15 protein-coding genes are annotated in these 14,860 nt (G+C 72.7%); 13 read left to right on the forward strand and 2 right to left on the reverse strand.

Going from position 1 to position 14,860, the window contains the following annotated elements:
- Positions 1 to 25 precede the first annotated feature (25 nt).
- From gcvT to V7S47_RS16555, 7 genes are all read left to right on the forward strand, one after another.
- On the forward strand, positions 26 to 1,138 hold the full coding sequence (gcvT, locus tag V7S47_RS16525) for a glycine cleavage system aminomethyltransferase GcvT (protein ID WP_336562604.1): 1,113 nt from the start codon (positions 26 to 28) through the stop codon (positions 1,136 to 1,138).
- A 3-nt stretch (positions 1,139 to 1,141) separates the two neighbouring features.
- Positions 1,142 to 1,399, forward strand: coding sequence for a hypothetical protein (locus V7S47_RS16530; RefSeq protein WP_336562605.1), 258 nt, complete (start codon positions 1,142 to 1,144; stop codon positions 1,397 to 1,399).
- 93 nt (positions 1,400 to 1,492) lie between these two features.
- Entirely contained in the window at positions 1,493 to 2,899 is a 1,407-nt protein-coding gene (locus V7S47_RS16535) for a hypothetical protein (RefSeq protein WP_336562606.1), read from the forward strand.
- Positions 2,900 to 2,921: 22 nt separating this feature from the next.
- Entirely contained in the window at positions 2,922 to 3,752 is an 831-nt protein-coding gene (locus V7S47_RS16540) for a PhzF family phenazine biosynthesis protein (protein ID WP_336562607.1), read from the forward strand.
- Between the two features lie 9 nt (positions 3,753 to 3,761).
- A complete protein-coding gene (locus tag V7S47_RS16545; protein WP_336562608.1) occupies positions 3,762 to 4,571 on the forward strand; it encodes a thymidylate synthase in 810 nt (269 codons plus the stop codon).
- Positions 4,568 to 5,053, forward strand: a complete 486-nt coding sequence (locus tag V7S47_RS16550) for a dihydrofolate reductase (protein WP_336562609.1) — start codon at positions 4,568 to 4,570, stop codon at positions 5,051 to 5,053. Before V7S47_RS16545 ends, V7S47_RS16550 begins: the two co-directional genes overlap by 4 nt.
- A 25-nt stretch (positions 5,054 to 5,078) precedes the next feature.
- Positions 5,079 to 5,819 (forward strand): hypothetical protein, encoded by a 741-nt coding sequence (locus tag V7S47_RS16555; RefSeq protein WP_336562610.1) that lies wholly within the window; start codon positions 5,079 to 5,081, stop codon positions 5,817 to 5,819.
- Here the strand turns inward: V7S47_RS16555 and V7S47_RS16560 are convergent.
- Complete coding sequence (locus V7S47_RS16560; protein ID WP_336562611.1) at positions 5,812 to 7,254, reverse strand: MFS transporter; 1,443 nt, start codon at positions 7,252 to 7,254, stop codon at positions 5,812 to 5,814. The two genes, V7S47_RS16555 and V7S47_RS16560, sit on opposite strands and share 8 nt — an antisense overlap.
- 98 nt (positions 7,255 to 7,352) lie before the next feature.
- Here V7S47_RS16560 and V7S47_RS16565 point away from each other — a divergent pair, with 98 nt between their 5' ends.
- The 3 genes from V7S47_RS16565 to V7S47_RS16575 are packed head-to-tail and all read left to right on the forward strand — an operon-like array spanning position 7,353 to position 9,796.
- Positions 7,353 to 7,967 carry a TetR/AcrR family transcriptional regulator gene (locus V7S47_RS16565; RefSeq protein ID WP_336562612.1) on the forward strand — a complete coding sequence of 205 codons (615 nt, stop codon included), beginning with the start codon at positions 7,353 to 7,355 and terminating at the stop codon, positions 7,965 to 7,967.
- Between the two features lie 28 nt (positions 7,968 to 7,995).
- A complete protein-coding gene (locus V7S47_RS16570; RefSeq protein WP_336562613.1) occupies positions 7,996 to 8,913 on the forward strand; it encodes an LLM class F420-dependent oxidoreductase in 918 nt (305 codons plus the stop codon).
- Positions 8,914 to 8,932: 19 nt separating this feature from the next.
- Complete coding sequence (locus V7S47_RS16575; RefSeq protein ID WP_336562614.1) at positions 8,933 to 9,796, forward strand: phosphotransferase family protein; 864 nt, start codon at positions 8,933 to 8,935, stop codon at positions 9,794 to 9,796.
- Positions 9,797 to 9,815: 19 nt separating this feature from the next.
- Here V7S47_RS16575 and V7S47_RS16580 read toward each other — a convergent pair whose 3' ends face one another.
- Positions 9,816 to 11,069 (reverse strand): HNH endonuclease signature motif containing protein, encoded by a 1,254-nt coding sequence (locus tag V7S47_RS16580; RefSeq protein WP_336562615.1) that lies wholly within the window; start codon positions 11,067 to 11,069, stop codon positions 9,816 to 9,818.
- A 463-nt stretch (positions 11,070 to 11,532) separates the two neighbouring features.
- On the opposite strand from V7S47_RS16580, the gene dapA reads away from it, so the two are divergent.
- From dapA to V7S47_RS16595, 3 genes are read left to right on the forward strand one after another with little or no spacing between them, the layout of a single operon-like run.
- Entirely contained in the window at positions 11,533 to 12,441 is a 909-nt protein-coding gene (dapA, locus tag V7S47_RS16585; RefSeq protein ID WP_336562616.1) for a 4-hydroxy-tetrahydrodipicolinate synthase, read from the forward strand.
- 10 nt (positions 12,442 to 12,451) lie between these two features.
- The gene (locus V7S47_RS16590; RefSeq protein ID WP_336562617.1) at positions 12,452 to 14,137 is read left to right on the forward strand and encodes a ribonuclease J; all 1,686 of its coding nucleotides are present in this window, start codon (positions 12,452 to 12,454) and stop codon (positions 14,135 to 14,137) included.
- 51 nt (positions 14,138 to 14,188) lie between these two features.
- Positions 14,189 to 14,860, forward strand: a complete 672-nt coding sequence (locus tag V7S47_RS16595; RefSeq protein ID WP_336562618.1) for a hemerythrin domain-containing protein — start codon at positions 14,189 to 14,191, stop codon at positions 14,858 to 14,860.

Genomic DNA, 14,860 nt, shown 5'->3' on the forward strand with positions numbered 1-14,860 from the left:
CGCGCGCTGGGGTAGGTTCCCGGCCATGGTTGACGAGCCGGCCCTGCTCCATTCGCCCCTGCACGACCGGCACGCCGCACTCGGCGCGAAGTTCGCCGAGTTCGGGGGCTGGTCGATGCCGCTGGAGTACCCGACCGGTGTGGTCAAGGAGCACACCGCGGTGCGTGAGGCGGTCGGCATCTTCGACGTCAGCCACCTCGGCAAGGCCACGGTCTCCGGGCCGGGCGCGGCGTCGTACGTCGACGCGACGCTGACCAACTCGCTGGCCAAGATCCGGCCCGGCAAGGCCCAGTACACGCTGTGCTGCGACGAGGAGACCGGCGGGATCGTCGACGACCTCATCGTCTACTGGCACGACGACGAGCGGGTGCTGCTGGTGCCCAACGCGGCCAACACCGCCGAGGTCGTCCGCCGGCTCGAGGCGAGCGCCCCCGACGGCGTCACCGTGACCGACGAGCACCGCGACCACGTCGTGCTCGCCGTCCAGGGCCGCTTCAGCGACGAGGTGCTGACCGCGGTCGGGCTGCCGGTCGGCCACGACTACATGTCGTTCGCGGAGGCGCCGTTCGAGGACGCCACCGTGGTGGTGTGCCGCACGGGCTACACCGGCGAGCGCGGCTACGAGCTGGTCGCGCCGGTCGCGGTCGCCGAGCCGCTGTGGGACGCGCTCGTGGCCGCCGGCGAGCCGCACGGGATGCTCGCCTGCGGGCTCGGGGCGCGCGACACGCTGCGCACCGAGATGGGCTACCCGCTGCACGGTCAGGACATCTCCCTCGACGTCACGCCCAACGAGGCCCGACTCGGCTGGGCCGTCGGCTGGAAGAAGGACGCCTTCTGGGGGCGCGACGTGCTGCTCGCCGAGCGGGCCGAGGGTCCGAAGCGGGTCCTGCGCGGCCTGGTCGCGACCGGGCGCGGCATCCCGCGCCCGCACATGTCGGTCTCGCTGAGCGCCGACGTGCTCCTGGGCGAGGTCACCTCCGGCACCTTCTCGCCGACCCTGCGCAAGGGCGTGGGCCTGGCGCTGCTGCCGGCGTTCGTGGCCGAGGACGCCGAGGTCGGGGTCGACATCCGGGGCCGCCGCGAGATCTTCCAGCTGACGAAGCCGCCCTTCGTCGACCCGTCCGTGCGAGAGGACTGACGCGTGAACCTGCCCGACCAGCCGCCCACCTTCCGCCAGCCCACGCCCGCCGAGCGCCCGTGGCGCTGGCGCCTCGAGGACGCGACCGGCGCCGAGGTCGTCGTCGAGGGGGAGCTTGCCGACCAGCGCTTCCCCAGCCAGGCCGACGCCGAGTCCTGGGTCGGGGAGACCTGGTCCGACCTCGCCGCCGAGGGGGTCGACGCGGTGACGCTCTTCGAGCTGGACCGGCAGGTCTACGGCCCGATGTCGCTGCACGCCTGAGCCATGGTCGTCCCGGTGCCGCCGATCCGCGACGGCGGCGGCTCCGAACCCCTTCCCCAGGCGTCCTGAGGCGCGACGTCGGGAGGAGCGCGGATGCGGCCGGAGGACGACTTCACGGCGTACGTCGCCGCGCGCTGGCCGGCGCTGGTGCGCGAGCTCGCGCTCCTCGGTTGTCCTGACGAGCTGGTCGAGGACGTCGTCGTCGACGGGCTCGCGCGCTGCCGTAGGTCGTGGGCGGCCACGGTGCGCCGCGGTGACGCCGACGTCGTCGTCCCCGAGGCGGTGCTGACCGCCTGGACCGAGCGGCGCCGTACCTCGTGGTGGGTGGGGGTGGCGGCGTCGTCGGAGGACCCCGACCGGGTGGCCGCGGCCGTGCTGCTCGACCGGATGCCGGAGGCCGAGCGGGTCGCGACGGTGCGGGCCGGGAGCGATCTCCTCGACCGGGCCGCGGCCGCGGTGCCGGTGCTGGCGCCGCCGCTGGACGAGGTGCGCCGACGGCGGGTGCCGCACCGACCGGGACGCCGACGCCGGGTCGCGCTCGGCGTCGGGGCGGCGCTGGCCGCGGCGGCCGTGGCGACCGCCGCCGTCGTCCCGGCCCTGTCGGGTGCCGACGAGCGACGCGACCCCTCGGCGCTCGCGCCGCTGCCGGTCCGGGCGGCCGACAACCCGGTCGCCGTGGCCTGGGTCGCCGGCGGCGAGCTGCACCTGCGCCGGGCGGTCGTCGACACGGGTCCGGTCGTAGACCTCGTCGAGGTCCCGGGCGGGGCGGCGTACCTCGACGCCGGCGGTCGGGTGGTCCGGGTCGACGGGCGCGGTCGTCGGGAGCTTCTCGGCCGGGCCGATCCCGACGCCGGCCTGACCGGCTCGGCGGGAGGGGGCCTGGTGGTCTGGCGCGAGCGGGCCAGCGGCGACCTGGTGGTCCACGACGTCCGTCGCGACGACGAGGCGGCACGGGTCGCGGGGACGTCCCTGCGACCGGTGGCCGTCGACGACGACCGGCTCTACTACAACTCGACCGACGGGTCGGTCGCCGTGCTGCTGCCTGACGGTGACCCACGCCGGCTGCGCGCGCTGCCGCTGCTCGACGTACGGGCCGGGACGATGCTGCTGCGGGGCGACCGGGGACGGGTGCTGCTGTGGTCCCAGCGCGAGCGCCCGGGGACCGTCGAGGTCGGCCAGGACGGGGAGCTGTCCGACGACGGGCGGTTCGCGCTGGTCACCACCGCTCGCGGCGACCGGGTCGCGCTCGACATCCTCGGTGGTCGACCGGCGACCGGGGTGGCCCCGGGGGAGCGGGTGGTCGCTGCCCGGCTCGCGGACGAGGGCACGATCGTGCTCGCCGTCGTACCTGCGGACCGGCCGGAGCCCGCCGACCCGGGCATCGGTCGACGCTCGGAGGCCGGGTCCTGGGAGCTGCGCACCTGCGTGCTCGGCACCGGGGACTGCTCCACCGGGACCCGGATCCCCGCCGCGGGGCCGGTCCCGCTGTTCGCGCGCTGAGCCGGACGTCTACCGTCGTGACGTGCTTCCCTTCCGCCAGGTCGACGTCTTCTCCGCGGCTCCGCTGCTCGGCAACCCGGTCGCCGTCGTGCACGACGCGGACGGCCTCGACGACGAGGCGATGGCGGCGTTCGCCCGCTGGACCAACCTCTCCGAGACGACCTTCCTGCTGGCGCCGACGATGCCCGGTGCCGACTACCGGCTGCGGATCTGGACGCCGGGCGGGGAGCTCCCGTTCGCCGGACACCCGACCCTCGGCAGCGCGCACGCCTGGCTCGAGGCCGGCGGCGTGCCGGCGGGGGACGACGTCGTCCAGGAGTGCGGCGCCGGGCTGGTGCGGCTGCGCCGCGACGAGGCCGGCCGGCTCTCCTTCCAGGCCCCGCCGCTGACCCGGTCGGGGCCGGTCTCCGCCACCGACCTCGGCGCGATCGGTCGGGCGCTGCGGCTGCCGGAGTCGGCCGTCGTCGAGTCGACCTGGATCGACAACGGGCCGGGCTGGGTGGGCGTGCTGCTCGACTCGGCGGACGCCGTGCTCGCGCTGGACCCCGACTTCGCAGCCTTCGGCGACCTGAAGATCGGCGTCGTCGGCCCGTACGACGAGGGCCCGCTAGCCATCGAGGTCCGGGCGTTCTGCCCCGGCTACGGCCCGGCGGAGGACCCGGTCACCGGCTCGCTCAACGCGGGGATCGGCCAGTGGCTGGCCGGCTCGAGGCTGCCCTCGTCGTACGTCGCGGGCCAGGGGACGGTGCTCGGCCGGGCCGGTCGGGTGCACGTGAGGCGCGAGGGGCAGGAGGTGTGGGTGGGAGGCGACACCCGGACCACCATCGTCGGCACCGTCGGTCTCGACGCCTAGGCTGGGCCCGTGCAGGCCTACCTCGATCTTCTCCGCCGGGTCCTCGACGAGGGTGTCGAGAAGAGCGACCGCACCGGCACCGGCACCCGCTCGGTCTTCGGTCACCAGCTCCGGTTCGACCTGAGCGAGGGCTTCCCGCTCGTCACGACCAAGAAGGTGCACACCCGCTCGGTGTTCGCCGAGCTGCTGTGGTTCCTGCGCGGCGACACCAACGTGAAGTGGCTCCAGGACCGCGGTGTGACGATCTGGGACGAGTGGGCCGACGACAACGGCGACCTCGGCCCGGTCTACGGCTACCAGTGGCGCTCGTGGCCGACGCCCGACGGGCGGCACGTCGACCAGATCGCGCAGGTCGTCGAGCAGATCCGCACCAACCCCGACTCGCGCCGCCACCTGGTCAGTGCGTGGAACGTCGCCGACCTCCCGGACATGGCGCTCGCGCCCTGCCACACCATGTTCCAGTTCTACGTCGCCCCGCAGGAGTTCGGGCCGGGCAGGCTCAGCTGCCAGCTCTACCAGCGCTCCGCCGACGTCTTCCTGGGCGTGCCGTTCAACATCGCGTCGTACGCCCTATTGACCCACATGGTCGCCCAGGTGACCGGGCTGGAGGTCGGCGACTTCGTGCACACTTTCGGCGACGCCCACCTCTACCTCAACCACCTCGACCAGGCCGCGCTCCAGCTGACTCGCGAGCCGCGTCCGCTCCCGACGCTCCACCTCGACCGGTCGGTGACCGAGCTCGACGCCTTCGACCTGGAGCACCTGCGGCTCGAGGGCTACGACCCGCACCCCGGCATCAAGGCGCCGATCGCCGTATGAGCCGGGGCACGCCCCGACGCGTGGTGTTGGTCGCCGCCGTCGCCCGCAACGGGGTGATCGGGAACGGGCCGGACATCCCCTGGCGGGTCCCGGGGGAGCAGGCCGTCTTCAAGCGGCTCACCATGGGCCACGTGCTGGTGATGGGCCGCACGACGTACGAGTCCATCGGCCGGCCGCTGCCCGGTCGCACCACCATCGTGTTGACCCGCGACCCGGGCTGGACGGCCGAGGGCGTGCTCGTCGCCCACGACCTCGACGCCGCGCTCGCGCTCGCCGACGACCTCCCGGGCGACGTGATGGTCGCCGGCGGCGCCCAGGTGTACGCCGCCGCGCTGAGCGTCGCCACCGAGCAGGTGCTGTCCGAGATCCCGCTGGAGCCGGAGGGCGACGTGCACTACCCGGACTTCGACCGCACCGCGTGGGTCGAGGTCGACCGGGAGGTGCACGACGGCTTCGAGGTCGTGCACCTCTCCCGCTCCTGAGCCCGTCGACGCCTACGCTGCCGCCATGACCGCCGCCCCGGGACCGTCGACGCCCCGGCGTGCGTACCGTCGTCGCGAGCGCGGGAGGGCCTTCGCCCGCGAGCTCGGCGTCGTGGTCCCGGGTGCCGACGTACCCGACCTGGACGGACGCCTCGAGCGGCTGGTCCGGTCGCGCGCCGTCGTCGTCGCGCCGGCCGTCGTCGTCACGGTGGTGGGCCTCGCCACCCAGGTCACCGACGCGATCGGCGGTCTCGTGATCGCGCTCCCGCTGGCCGGTCTCGCCGTGGTGCTGGTCGTGCTCGCCGACCAGGTGGCCGGCGAGCGCGGTCCCCACGACTCCGGTCCCGGCCTGGCCGGCGGCACCGAGCTGCTCAGCCCGCTGCTCCGGTACGGCGCCCCGCTCCTGCTCGTGCTGCTCGGCCTCGGCGCCGCGGTCGCGCAGGAGGACCGCGCCTGGTGGCTCCCAGGCGGGTACGCCGGCTTCCTTCTCGTGGCGCACCTGATGGGCGACCACCTCGCCCGGCTCCCGCTGCCCGAGGCGGGCGGCGAGAGCCGGGCCTGGCGGATCGCCTGGCGGGCCACCGTGCTGGCCACGACGCAGGGCCTGGCCGCGGCACTCGCGGCCGTGGGCGTCCTGTTCGTCGCGTTGCCGACCGTGTCCGGGACCGTCGTGAGCAGCGTGCTGTGCCCGGTGCTCGGCGCGGCGATCGGGACGTCGGTCGGGCGGCCCCGGCGCCTGGTCGCGCGACGACTCCGGGTCAGCTGACCGGCTGCCGCTCCTGCGTCTGCGGGCTGTCGACCTTCGGCGACGCCAGCGCGAGCCCGGCCAGGCTGGCCAGGAACGCCGCGCCCGCGCAGATCCCGAAGAGCACCCGGTAGGCGGTCAGCGACGGGAGCTCCGCCCCGCCCAGCGCGGCGACGCTGACCGTGAACGACGCGAGCAGGGTGCCGCCGAGGGCGCTGGCCAGGGTGCTGCCGAGCGAGCGGGCCAGGGTGTTGATGCCGTTGGCCGCGGCCAGCTCGCGCTCCGGGGTGTGCGCGTTGATGAGCGCCGGAAGGCTCGCGTAGCCGATGCCCGTGCCCGCGCCGATGATCGCCGTACCGAGGACGACGTGCCACAGCTCGCCGACCAGCACGATGCGCAGCAACAGGCCACCGGTCAGGATCAGACCGGCGACCGCGAGCACCCGGCCGGGACCCCAGGAGCCGATCAACCGGGCCGTGACCGGGGCCAGGACCAGCATCAGGATGCCGCTGGGCAGCAGGCACAGGCCGGCGGTCAGCACCGAGGAGCCGAAGCCGTACCCGGTCTCCTCGGGCATCTGCACGTAGGTCGCGGTGCCGACGAAGCTCGCGAAGAGCGCGAAGCCGAAGAACAGCGAGGCGACGTTGGTGATCACGATCGGGGGCCGGCCGAGGGTGCGCATGTCGACCAGCGGGTTGCGGACGCGGCGCTCGACGACGACGAGGAGGCCGAGCAGCAGCACCGACAGCACGAGCAGGCCGACGGTCCTCGCCGAGCCCCAGCCCCAGCTCGAGGCTTGGGAGAGAGGCAGCACCAGGGCGACCAGCCCGCCGGCGAGCAGGACCATGCCCGACCAGTCGATCCGTCCGGGGTCGCCGACGGCCGGTTCGTCGACCAGGGCTACGACGAGGGCGGCGCTGACGGCCGCGCCGACCGCGCCGATCCAGAACAGCACGTGGTAGTCGACGTTGTCGGCGAGCAGGCCGGCCAGCGGCAGGCCCAGCGCGCCGCCGATGCCGAGCATCGCGCTGATCAGCGCGGTGGCAGAGCCGCGCCGGGCGGGCGGCAGTTGGGTGTGGAGGAGGCTGATGCCGAGCGGGATCGACGCGCCCGAGAGCCCGCACAGGGCGCGGCCCACGATCATCACGGTCGGGTCGGTCGTGAGCGCGTCGATGAGCGAGCCCGCGGCCAGCGACAGCAGGGCGACCAGCAGCATCCGGCGGCGGCCGAACATGTCGGCGAGCCGGCTGATGATCGGGACGGCCACCGCGCCGACCAGCAGGGTCGAGGTGAGCAGCCAGGACGACTGGGTGGTCGAGGCGCCGATGTCGGTCTCGATGACCGGGAGCACCGGGATGATCAGCGTCTGCGAGAGCGACGCCATCAGGGCGCCGAGGCCGATCGCGGCGATCTCGAGGTTGGCGCGCATCGGCGACGGGGCGGGTGGGTGGCTCATCGGGTCCTTCCGGAATATGTAAACAGGCGTTGACATGAACGCTATGGATGACGTGGTCAACTTGTCAAACGAGCGATTACATCGGGCATGATGACGGGGTGAACCCGTCACCGCCGCCCGTCTCGCCCCGTCGTCCGCGCGACGCCGAGGCGACCCGCGCCGCCCTGCTGCGGGCGGCCCGGAGGCGGTTCACGGTGCTCGGCTACGAGCGCACCACCACCCGGGACATCGCGGCCGACGCCGGCGTCAACGTCTCGCTGATCTCCCGCTACTTCGGCTCCAAGGACGGCCTCTTCGCGGCGGTCGTCGAGGAGTCCTCGGACGTGCTCGACGACGGATCGGACCTCGCGCCCGACGCCATCGTGGAGTCGATGATCGCGAGCCTCGCGCCCGACGCGTGGGCGGAGTTCGGTCACGAGCACCCGCTGCTGCTCCTGATCCGTGGCTCCGGCGCGGGGGAGGAGCGGGTGAGCGGGCTGCGCCAGGAGGCACTGATCGCGGTCATCGACCGGCTGCGGCGCTCGTGGGCCGACCCGTCGCTCGATCCGGCCACGGCGCAGCTGCGCGCCGAGCTGCTCTTCGCCCTCTTCTCGGGGGTCACCCTCCTGCGCTCGCTGGTGCCCGGGGAGCCGCTGATCACCCGCGACGTCGACCTGCTGCGCACCGAGCTGGAGCGCCTGGTGCGCGCGATCGTGGGGAGCGCCGACGGCTGACGCGCAGCGGTCTGCCAGGCTGGTCCGCATGGAGCTGCGCATCTTCACCGAGCCTCAGCAGGGCGCGACGTACGACGACCTCCTCGCCGTGGCCCTCGAGGCCGAGGAGCTGGGGTTCGGGGCGTTCTTCCGCTCCGACCACTACCTCGGCATGGGCACCGAGGGACTACCCGGCCCCAGCGACGCCTGGATCACGCTCGCCGGTCTGGCCCGCGAGACCTCGTCCATCCGACTCGGCACCATGATGACGAGCGCGACCTTCCGTCACCCCGGGCCGCTGGCCATCAGCGTCGCCAACGTCGACCAGATGAGCGGCGGCCGGGTCGAGCTTGGCATCGGCGCCGGCTGGTTCGAGGCCGAGCACACCAAGTACGGCATCCCGTTCCCCTCGACCGGTGAGCGCTTCGACCGGTTCGAGGAGCAGCTCGCGATCATCACCGGCCTGTGGGCGACCTCGGGCGGCTTCAGCTTCGACGGCACGCACTACCAGGTGGCGGACTCGCCCGGTCTGCCCAAGCCGACCCAGGCCAAGCCGCCCGTCCTGATCGGCGGCCTCGGCAAGAAGCGCACGCCGGCCCTCGCGGCGTCGTACGCCGACGAGTTCAACCTGCCCTTCGTCGACGAGGCGACCACCGAGGCCCAGTTCGCCCGGGTCGCCGCCGCCTGCGAGGCGATCGACCGCGACCCCGCCACGATGACCTGGTCGAACGCGCTTGTTCTTTGCGTAGGCGCCGACGAGGCCGAGGTGACCCGCCGTGCCGCCGCCATCGGGCGCGAGCCCGACGAGCTCCGCGAGAACGGCCTCGCCGGCACCCCGCAGGAGGTCGTCGACAAGATCAGCCGGTACGCCGCCCTCGGCGCCGAGCGGGTCTACCTCCAAGTCCTCGACCTCGCAGATCTCGACCACCTGCGCCTGGTCGCCGCCGAGGTCATGCCGCACGTCTGAGCGAAGGCTCGTGCCGGGCGTGTCGGACCCTCGCGTCGAGGCCCTGAACTGGGCGGCGACGGTCCTGGGTGCGCCCGTCGTCGACGTCGACGAGCTGACCGGCGGCCTCACGTCCACGATGCTGGCGATCTCTGCCGGGGACGGCACGCGGGCCGTGCTGAGGCTGATGACCGAGGAGCCGTGGCGCCACCACGGGGCCGAGCTGACGCGTCGTGAGCGGCAGGCGATGCACGACCTGGCCTCGACCCCCGTGCCCGCCCCGCAGAGCATCGCGCTGGATGCCGCCGGCGACTCGGCGGGCGTGGCCGCCCACCTGATGACCCGCCTGCCGGGTGTGCCGGCTCGTCACCTGGACGACGGCGCCCTCGCGGCGATGGCTGAGGCGCTGGCCGTGATCCACGCGGTCCGTCCTGCGGTTCCGTTCCGGACCTTCCAGTCCTGGGCGTGGGAGGCGAAGAGGGTGGTCCCGTCCTGGACGGCCCACCCGGCCTCCTGGGAGCGCGCGTTCGACCTGCTCGCCGGCGAGGCTCCGCCGTACGTCTCGACCTTCCTGCACCGCGACTTCAGCCACCGCAACCTGCTGTGGCGCGGCGGGACGATCTCGGGCGTCGTCGACTGGGTCGAGGCGTCGACCGGCCCCGCCTGGCTCGACGCCGCGCACGCGGCCACGAACCTCGCGCTCGACCTCGGCCCGGACCGGGCCCGCGCCTTCGTCGAGGCGTACGGCGACGTCGCGACGGACGCGCCGCACCCGCACTGGTTCGTCATGGACGCCGTCGGGTTCCTGCCTCCTCCGGGGAGGCAGGCACTGTTCGGCCGGCACGAGCAGCTGACCCGCCTCGACGCCTGGCTCCACGACCTGGTCGCGTGGGCGCGTCCGTAGCCCTGCCGAGGGTTCTCGGTCAGGGCTGCGGGGTGGTGGTGCCGGTGTGGTCGCGTCGGAAGATCAGTCCGTTGGGTGATCGCCAGATGAAGGTGGTGTCGTCGACCTTGTCGTAGCGCCAGCGCGTGTGGGTCTTGGCGCGGTGATGTCGTCGACAGAGTGGGGCGATGTTGCAGTCGCACGTGGCGCCGCCGTTCGAGGCGGGGTCGCTGTGGTCGTGGTCGCAGGACCTGGCCCTGCGTCGGCACCACGGGAAGACGCAGGAGTGTTGAAGCAGGGCCTGGCGTTCTTTGAGCCGGTCGGGGACCTCGTAGGCGTCCACGTGGACGTGGTCGGCCAGGTCGATCACGGGCTTGATGACGACCTGGCTGTCTCCGTCCTGACACCAGCCCTTCACCTGCTCCACCGAGATCATCGACCGGGTGTTCTCGACCCGCGCGATCGCGGCGTCCGCGAGGTGCACGTGCACGACGACCTGGCGGGGTCGCTTCCGGTCGGGGTCGGGCTCGGCGTTGAGGTCGAGGGTGAGCTGGCGTCGGGCGAGGTCACCGACCGCGATGGACCGGCGTACGTCGAGCGACAGCCCGTCGGCGATGGTGCCGAGGTGGGTCGCACCCCGAGCGACCGCGTCCTCCAGATCCAGTGCGTCGACCAGATCCAGGGTTCCGCGGACCTCGACGTGGCCGTCGTAGGAGACCTGCTGGACCTCGATGTCGAAGTGCCGCACCTCGGCCGCATCCCGCGCCCGCTGGGCCGCGGCCTCGGGGTCGAAACGGGTCCGCGCTTCTTCGATGGTGCGGTCGAGTTGGGCGATGGAGATCTTGTGCGCGGTTGCGGCGACGTGGGTGTCGACGAACTCGGCGCCGTCCTCAGGGAGGTCGATGGTCTCCGCGGCGATCCGGCGGGCCTTCCAGACCGGGAGGTCGAGGGACTGGACGCGTTCGTAGACCCTGGGGAGGCGGTGGGCGAGCTCGACGGCGTGGCCGAGGTAGATCCGCCCCGAGTCCGACGACATCCCCAGCGCAGCGGAGAACTCCAACACCGAGAACTCAGCGATGAGGGGTGCGCCGGGGCCCGCGATGGCCATCTCGTCCTCGCAGCCGGGGATCCACACCGCGGCGGCATCGTGCAGGGAGTCGGTGGAGTGCATGCCCGCCCAGGTGACAGCGGCGGCGAGCTGGTCGGCCTCGGCCTGGAGCTGCACGGTGCGTCGGGCGCGCACGAAGGCGAGCACCGCGGGTACGGTGTCGCAGTCGTCGAGGTCCCGAGCCATGCCTTCATTCTAGTCGAACAGGTAATCGAATGTGGGGGTTGTTCACAGCCTTGTTCGAACGGTCGACCCGAAGAGTCCGAAAGCTAGAAGCAGGCTCGTGATGGCCCTTGATCACAGTGGACGGTGAGCCCCCTTGTCTCTGTAAAAAGTCTTTGAACCGACCTGGTGCACCGAGCAGACGCCTCGGCAGGGACCGGCCTACCGCGAGGTCGCTTGTTGGTTGCGGGGGTCTCGACGGGCGTTCAGGACTTCGTCCTTCACTGCTCGACCACCGGAGGCAGGGACCGGCGGCGGGGGCCGACCTGCCGGAGGTTGCTTGTTGGTTGCGGGGGTCTCGACGGGCGTTCAGGACTTCGTCCTTCACTGCTCGACCACCGGAGGGAACCACCGGAGGGGAAGTGCTGGAGGGGACTGCTGGGGCGGATGCGGTGATCGGGGGCGGGGGAGGGATAGCCTGGCTCCCATGACGTCCGGCACCACCTCCGCGCCCGAGGCGCCCTTCGGTCACGTGCTCACGGCGATGGCCACCGCCTTCCACGACGACGGTTCCGTGGACCTCGACGCGACCGCGCGGATCGCGCGGCACCTCGTGGCGCACGGCAACGACGGGCTCGTCGTGTCGGGCACCACCGGGGAGTCGCCGACGACGACGACGGACGAGGACGGCGAGGTTCTGGCGGCCGTGCGCGACGCGGTCGGTGGCGACATCACGTTGGTGGCCGGCATCGGTACCAACGACACCCGCACGTCCACGCTGCTGGCCCAGCAGGCCCGCAAGAACGGCGCGGACGGCGTACTCCTCGTGACGCCGTACTACAACAAGCCCGGCCAGCGGGGCATCCTCGAGCACTTCCGCCAGGTGGTGGACGCGGCCGAGCTCCCCGTCATGCTGTACGACGTCCCGGGCCGTACCGGCTCGACCATCGCGCTGGAGACCTACGAGCAGGCCATCTCCTGGGAGCAGGTCGTCGCGGTCAAGGACGCGGTCGGCGACTTCGCACGCGGGGTGCGGATCCGCGAGCTGGGCTACGCGGTCTACTCCGGCGACGACGAGGCCAACCTCGGCTGGCTCGCGCACGGTGCCGTCGGGTTCGTCAGCGTCGTCGGCCACGTCGCCGGCGACCAGCTGAAGGCGATGGCCGACTCCTACTGGGCGGGCGACCACGTCGCTGCCCTCGACATCTTCACGCGCCTGCTCCCCGCGATCGACGCCGTCATGGGCGTCGCCAACTACGGAGCCACCACCGCCAAGGCCGGGCTCCAGATCCTCGGGGTGCTCGACAACCGCAACGTCCGGTCGCCGCTCGCGGCCCTGGACGACGCGGAGGTCGCCGCTCTGAGGGAGGGGCTGACGGCCGCCGGCCTCTTGTAAAGGACGTCCTGTGAGTCACCCTCATCCCGAGCTCTCCACGCCGCCGGCACTGCCGAAGGGAGGGCTTCGGGTCACCGCCTTCGGCGGGCTCGGCGAGGTCGGTCGGAACATGACCGCCTTCGAGTACGACGGCCGCATCCTCATCGTCGACTGCGGCGTGCTCTTCCCCGAGGACCACCAGCCCGGTGTCGACCTGATCCTGCCGGACTGGAGCTCGATCCGGGACCGGCTCGACGACGTCGAGGCCCTGGTGCTGACCCACGGGCACGAGGACCACATCGGTGCGACGCCGTACCTCCTGCGCGAGCGGCAGGACATCCCGCTCGTCGGGTCCGAGCTGACCCTGGCGCTGCTCGACAGCAAGCTGCGCGAGCACCGGCTGCGCGAGACCGTGCACCACAAGGTCAAGGAGGGCCAGAAGCTCACCTTCGGGCCGTTCGACCTGGAGTTCGTCGCGGTCAACCACTCCATCCCGGACGCGCTCGCCGTGGCGATCCGCACCGGCGCCGGGATGGTGCTGCACACCGGCGACTTCAAGATGGACCAGCTGCCGCTCGACGGCCGGATCACCGACCTGCGCGCGTTCGCGAGGCTGGGGGAGGAGGGCGTCGACCTCTTCCTGACCGACTCGACCAACGCCGAGACGCCGGGCTTCACCCCGTCGGAGAAGAAGATCACGCCGGTCATCGACCAGGTCTTCCGCGAGTCCCAGCAGCGGATCATCGTCGCCTGCTTCGCCTCCCACGTGCACCGCGTCCAGCAGGTCCTGGACGCCGCGGTCGCCCACCGGCGCAAGGTCGCGTACGTCGGCCGCTCGATGGTCCGCAACATGGCGATCGCCCGCGACCTGGGCTACCTGAAGGTGCCCGAGGGCGTGCTGGTCGAGGCCAAGGAGCTGGCCACCCTGCCGCCCGAGCGGGTCGTGCTGATCTCGACCGGCTCGCAGGGTGAGCCGATGAGCGCGCTGAGCCGGATCGCCCAGCGCAACCACAACTTCGTGCACATCGAGGAGGGCGACACCGTCCTGCTCGCCTCCAGCCTGATCCCCGGCAACGAGAACGCCGTCTACCGCGTGATCAACGGACTGGCCCGCTGGGGCGCGAAGGTCGTCCACAAGGGCAACGCGATGGTGCACGTCTCCGGTCACGCGAGCGCCGGCGAGCTGCTCTACTGCTACAACATCGTCCAGCCCCGCAACGTGCTGCCGGTGCACGGCGAGATCCGGCACATGCTGGCCAACGCCGACCTGGCCCGGGCCACCGGGGTCGAGAACGTCGTCATCGCCGAGGACGGCGTCGTCGTCGACCTGGTCGACGGCGTGGCCAGGATCGTCGGCAAGGTCGAGTGCGGCAACGTCTTCGTCGACGGCTCGTCGGTCGGCGACGTCACCGAGTCCGACCTCAAGGACCGCCGGATCCTCGGCGAGGAGGGCTTCATCTCCATCATCGTCGTGGTCGACTCGGTCAGCGGCAAGGTCGCCGCCGGGCCCGAGATCCACGCCCGCGGCAACGCGCTCGACCATGCGTCCTTCGACGAGATCAAGCAGCCGATCATCAACGCCCTCGACCAGGCGATCGCCGAGGGCAACACCGACGCCTACCAGCTGCAGCAGACCGTACGACGGGTCGTCGGTCGCTGGGTCAACACCGCCCACCGGCGCCGGCCGATGATCATCCCGGTCGTCATCGAGGCCTGATCGTGATCTGTTCGCTGACGGCGCTCGACCTCGGCCCCCGAGACTCGGGCCATGGCGACCGAGGCAGCTCCCACGGCCGACCCCTCGATGATCCGGACGGCCCACGCGGCCTTCCGGCGTGACCTGGTCCGGACCCGGATCGTCGTCGCCGACGGCGCTTCCGGTGTCCGCCGTACGGCGCTCGGGGACCACGTCCTCTGGCTGATGGGCGCGCTGCACCGTCACCACGAGGCCGAGGACGCGCTCTACCCGCTGGTCGTGCGCCACGACCCGGCGGTGGCGCCGCTGGTCGCGACGGTCGACGCCGAGCACGGTGCCATCTCCCCGGCCGTGGGACTGCTCGAGGAGGCCGCGCGCGAGTACCGCGACGGCGCCGGCAGCGAGGTGCTGCTGCACGCGCTGACCGAGCTCGACTCCGTGCTGCTGCCGCACCTCGAGCGCGAGGAGGCCGAGCTCGTCCCGGCGGCGTCCCGGAGCCTGTCGCCGGCGCAGTGGGCGTCGTGGCACCGCCAGCACGAGCGGTCGCCGCTGGAGGTGCACTGGCTGGTCGACGGGGCGGACGCCCGGACCCGGGCGACCGTGCTGGCCCGGCTGCCCGCCGTACCCCGGCTCCTGCACGGGCTGCGCCGGGCCTACGCGCGACGCTTCCGCGAGCTGTGGGCCGGTACGCCGGCCGCGCGGGTGCCGGCGTTGACCCTCCAGAACTACGCCGACTGGGCCTGA

This window comes from Nocardioides sp. CCNWLW216 (genome assembly GCF_037120545.1).
In the GTDB taxonomy this organism is placed as follows: Bacteria; Actinomycetota; Actinomycetes; order Propionibacteriales; family Nocardioidaceae; genus Nocardioides; species Nocardioides lianchengensis.

What these genes read in the sequence shown, in the direction of transcription:
- V7S47_RS16595 (WP_336562618.1), top strand. Translation starts at nt 14,189, where the DNA reads ATGGCGACCGAGGCAGCTCCCACGGCCGACCCCTCGATGATCCGGACG.
- gcvT (WP_336562604.1), top strand. Translation starts at nt 26, where the DNA reads ATGGTTGACGAGCCGGCCCTGCTCCATTCGCCCCTGCACGACCGGCAC.
- V7S47_RS16550 (WP_336562609.1), top strand. Translation starts at nt 4,568, where the DNA reads ATGAGCCGGGGCACGCCCCGACGCGTGGTGTTGGTCGCCGCCGTCGCC.
- dapA (WP_336562616.1), top strand. Translation starts at nt 11,533, where the DNA reads ATGACGTCCGGCACCACCTCCGCGCCCGAGGCGCCCTTCGGTCACGTG.
- V7S47_RS16580 (WP_336562615.1), bottom strand. Translation starts at nt 11,069, where the DNA reads ATGGCTCGGGACCTCGACGACTGCGACACCGTACCCGCGGTGCTCGCC.
- V7S47_RS16570 (WP_336562613.1), top strand. Translation starts at nt 7,996, where the DNA reads ATGGAGCTGCGCATCTTCACCGAGCCTCAGCAGGGCGCGACGTACGAC.
- V7S47_RS16535 (WP_336562606.1), top strand. Translation starts at nt 1,493, where the DNA reads ATGCGGCCGGAGGACGACTTCACGGCGTACGTCGCCGCGCGCTGGCCG.
- V7S47_RS16555 (WP_336562610.1), top strand. Translation starts at nt 5,079, where the DNA reads ATGACCGCCGCCCCGGGACCGTCGACGCCCCGGCGTGCGTACCGTCGT.
- V7S47_RS16560 (WP_336562611.1), bottom strand. Translation starts at nt 7,254, where the DNA reads ATGAGCCACCCACCCGCCCCGTCGCCGATGCGCGCCAACCTCGAGATC.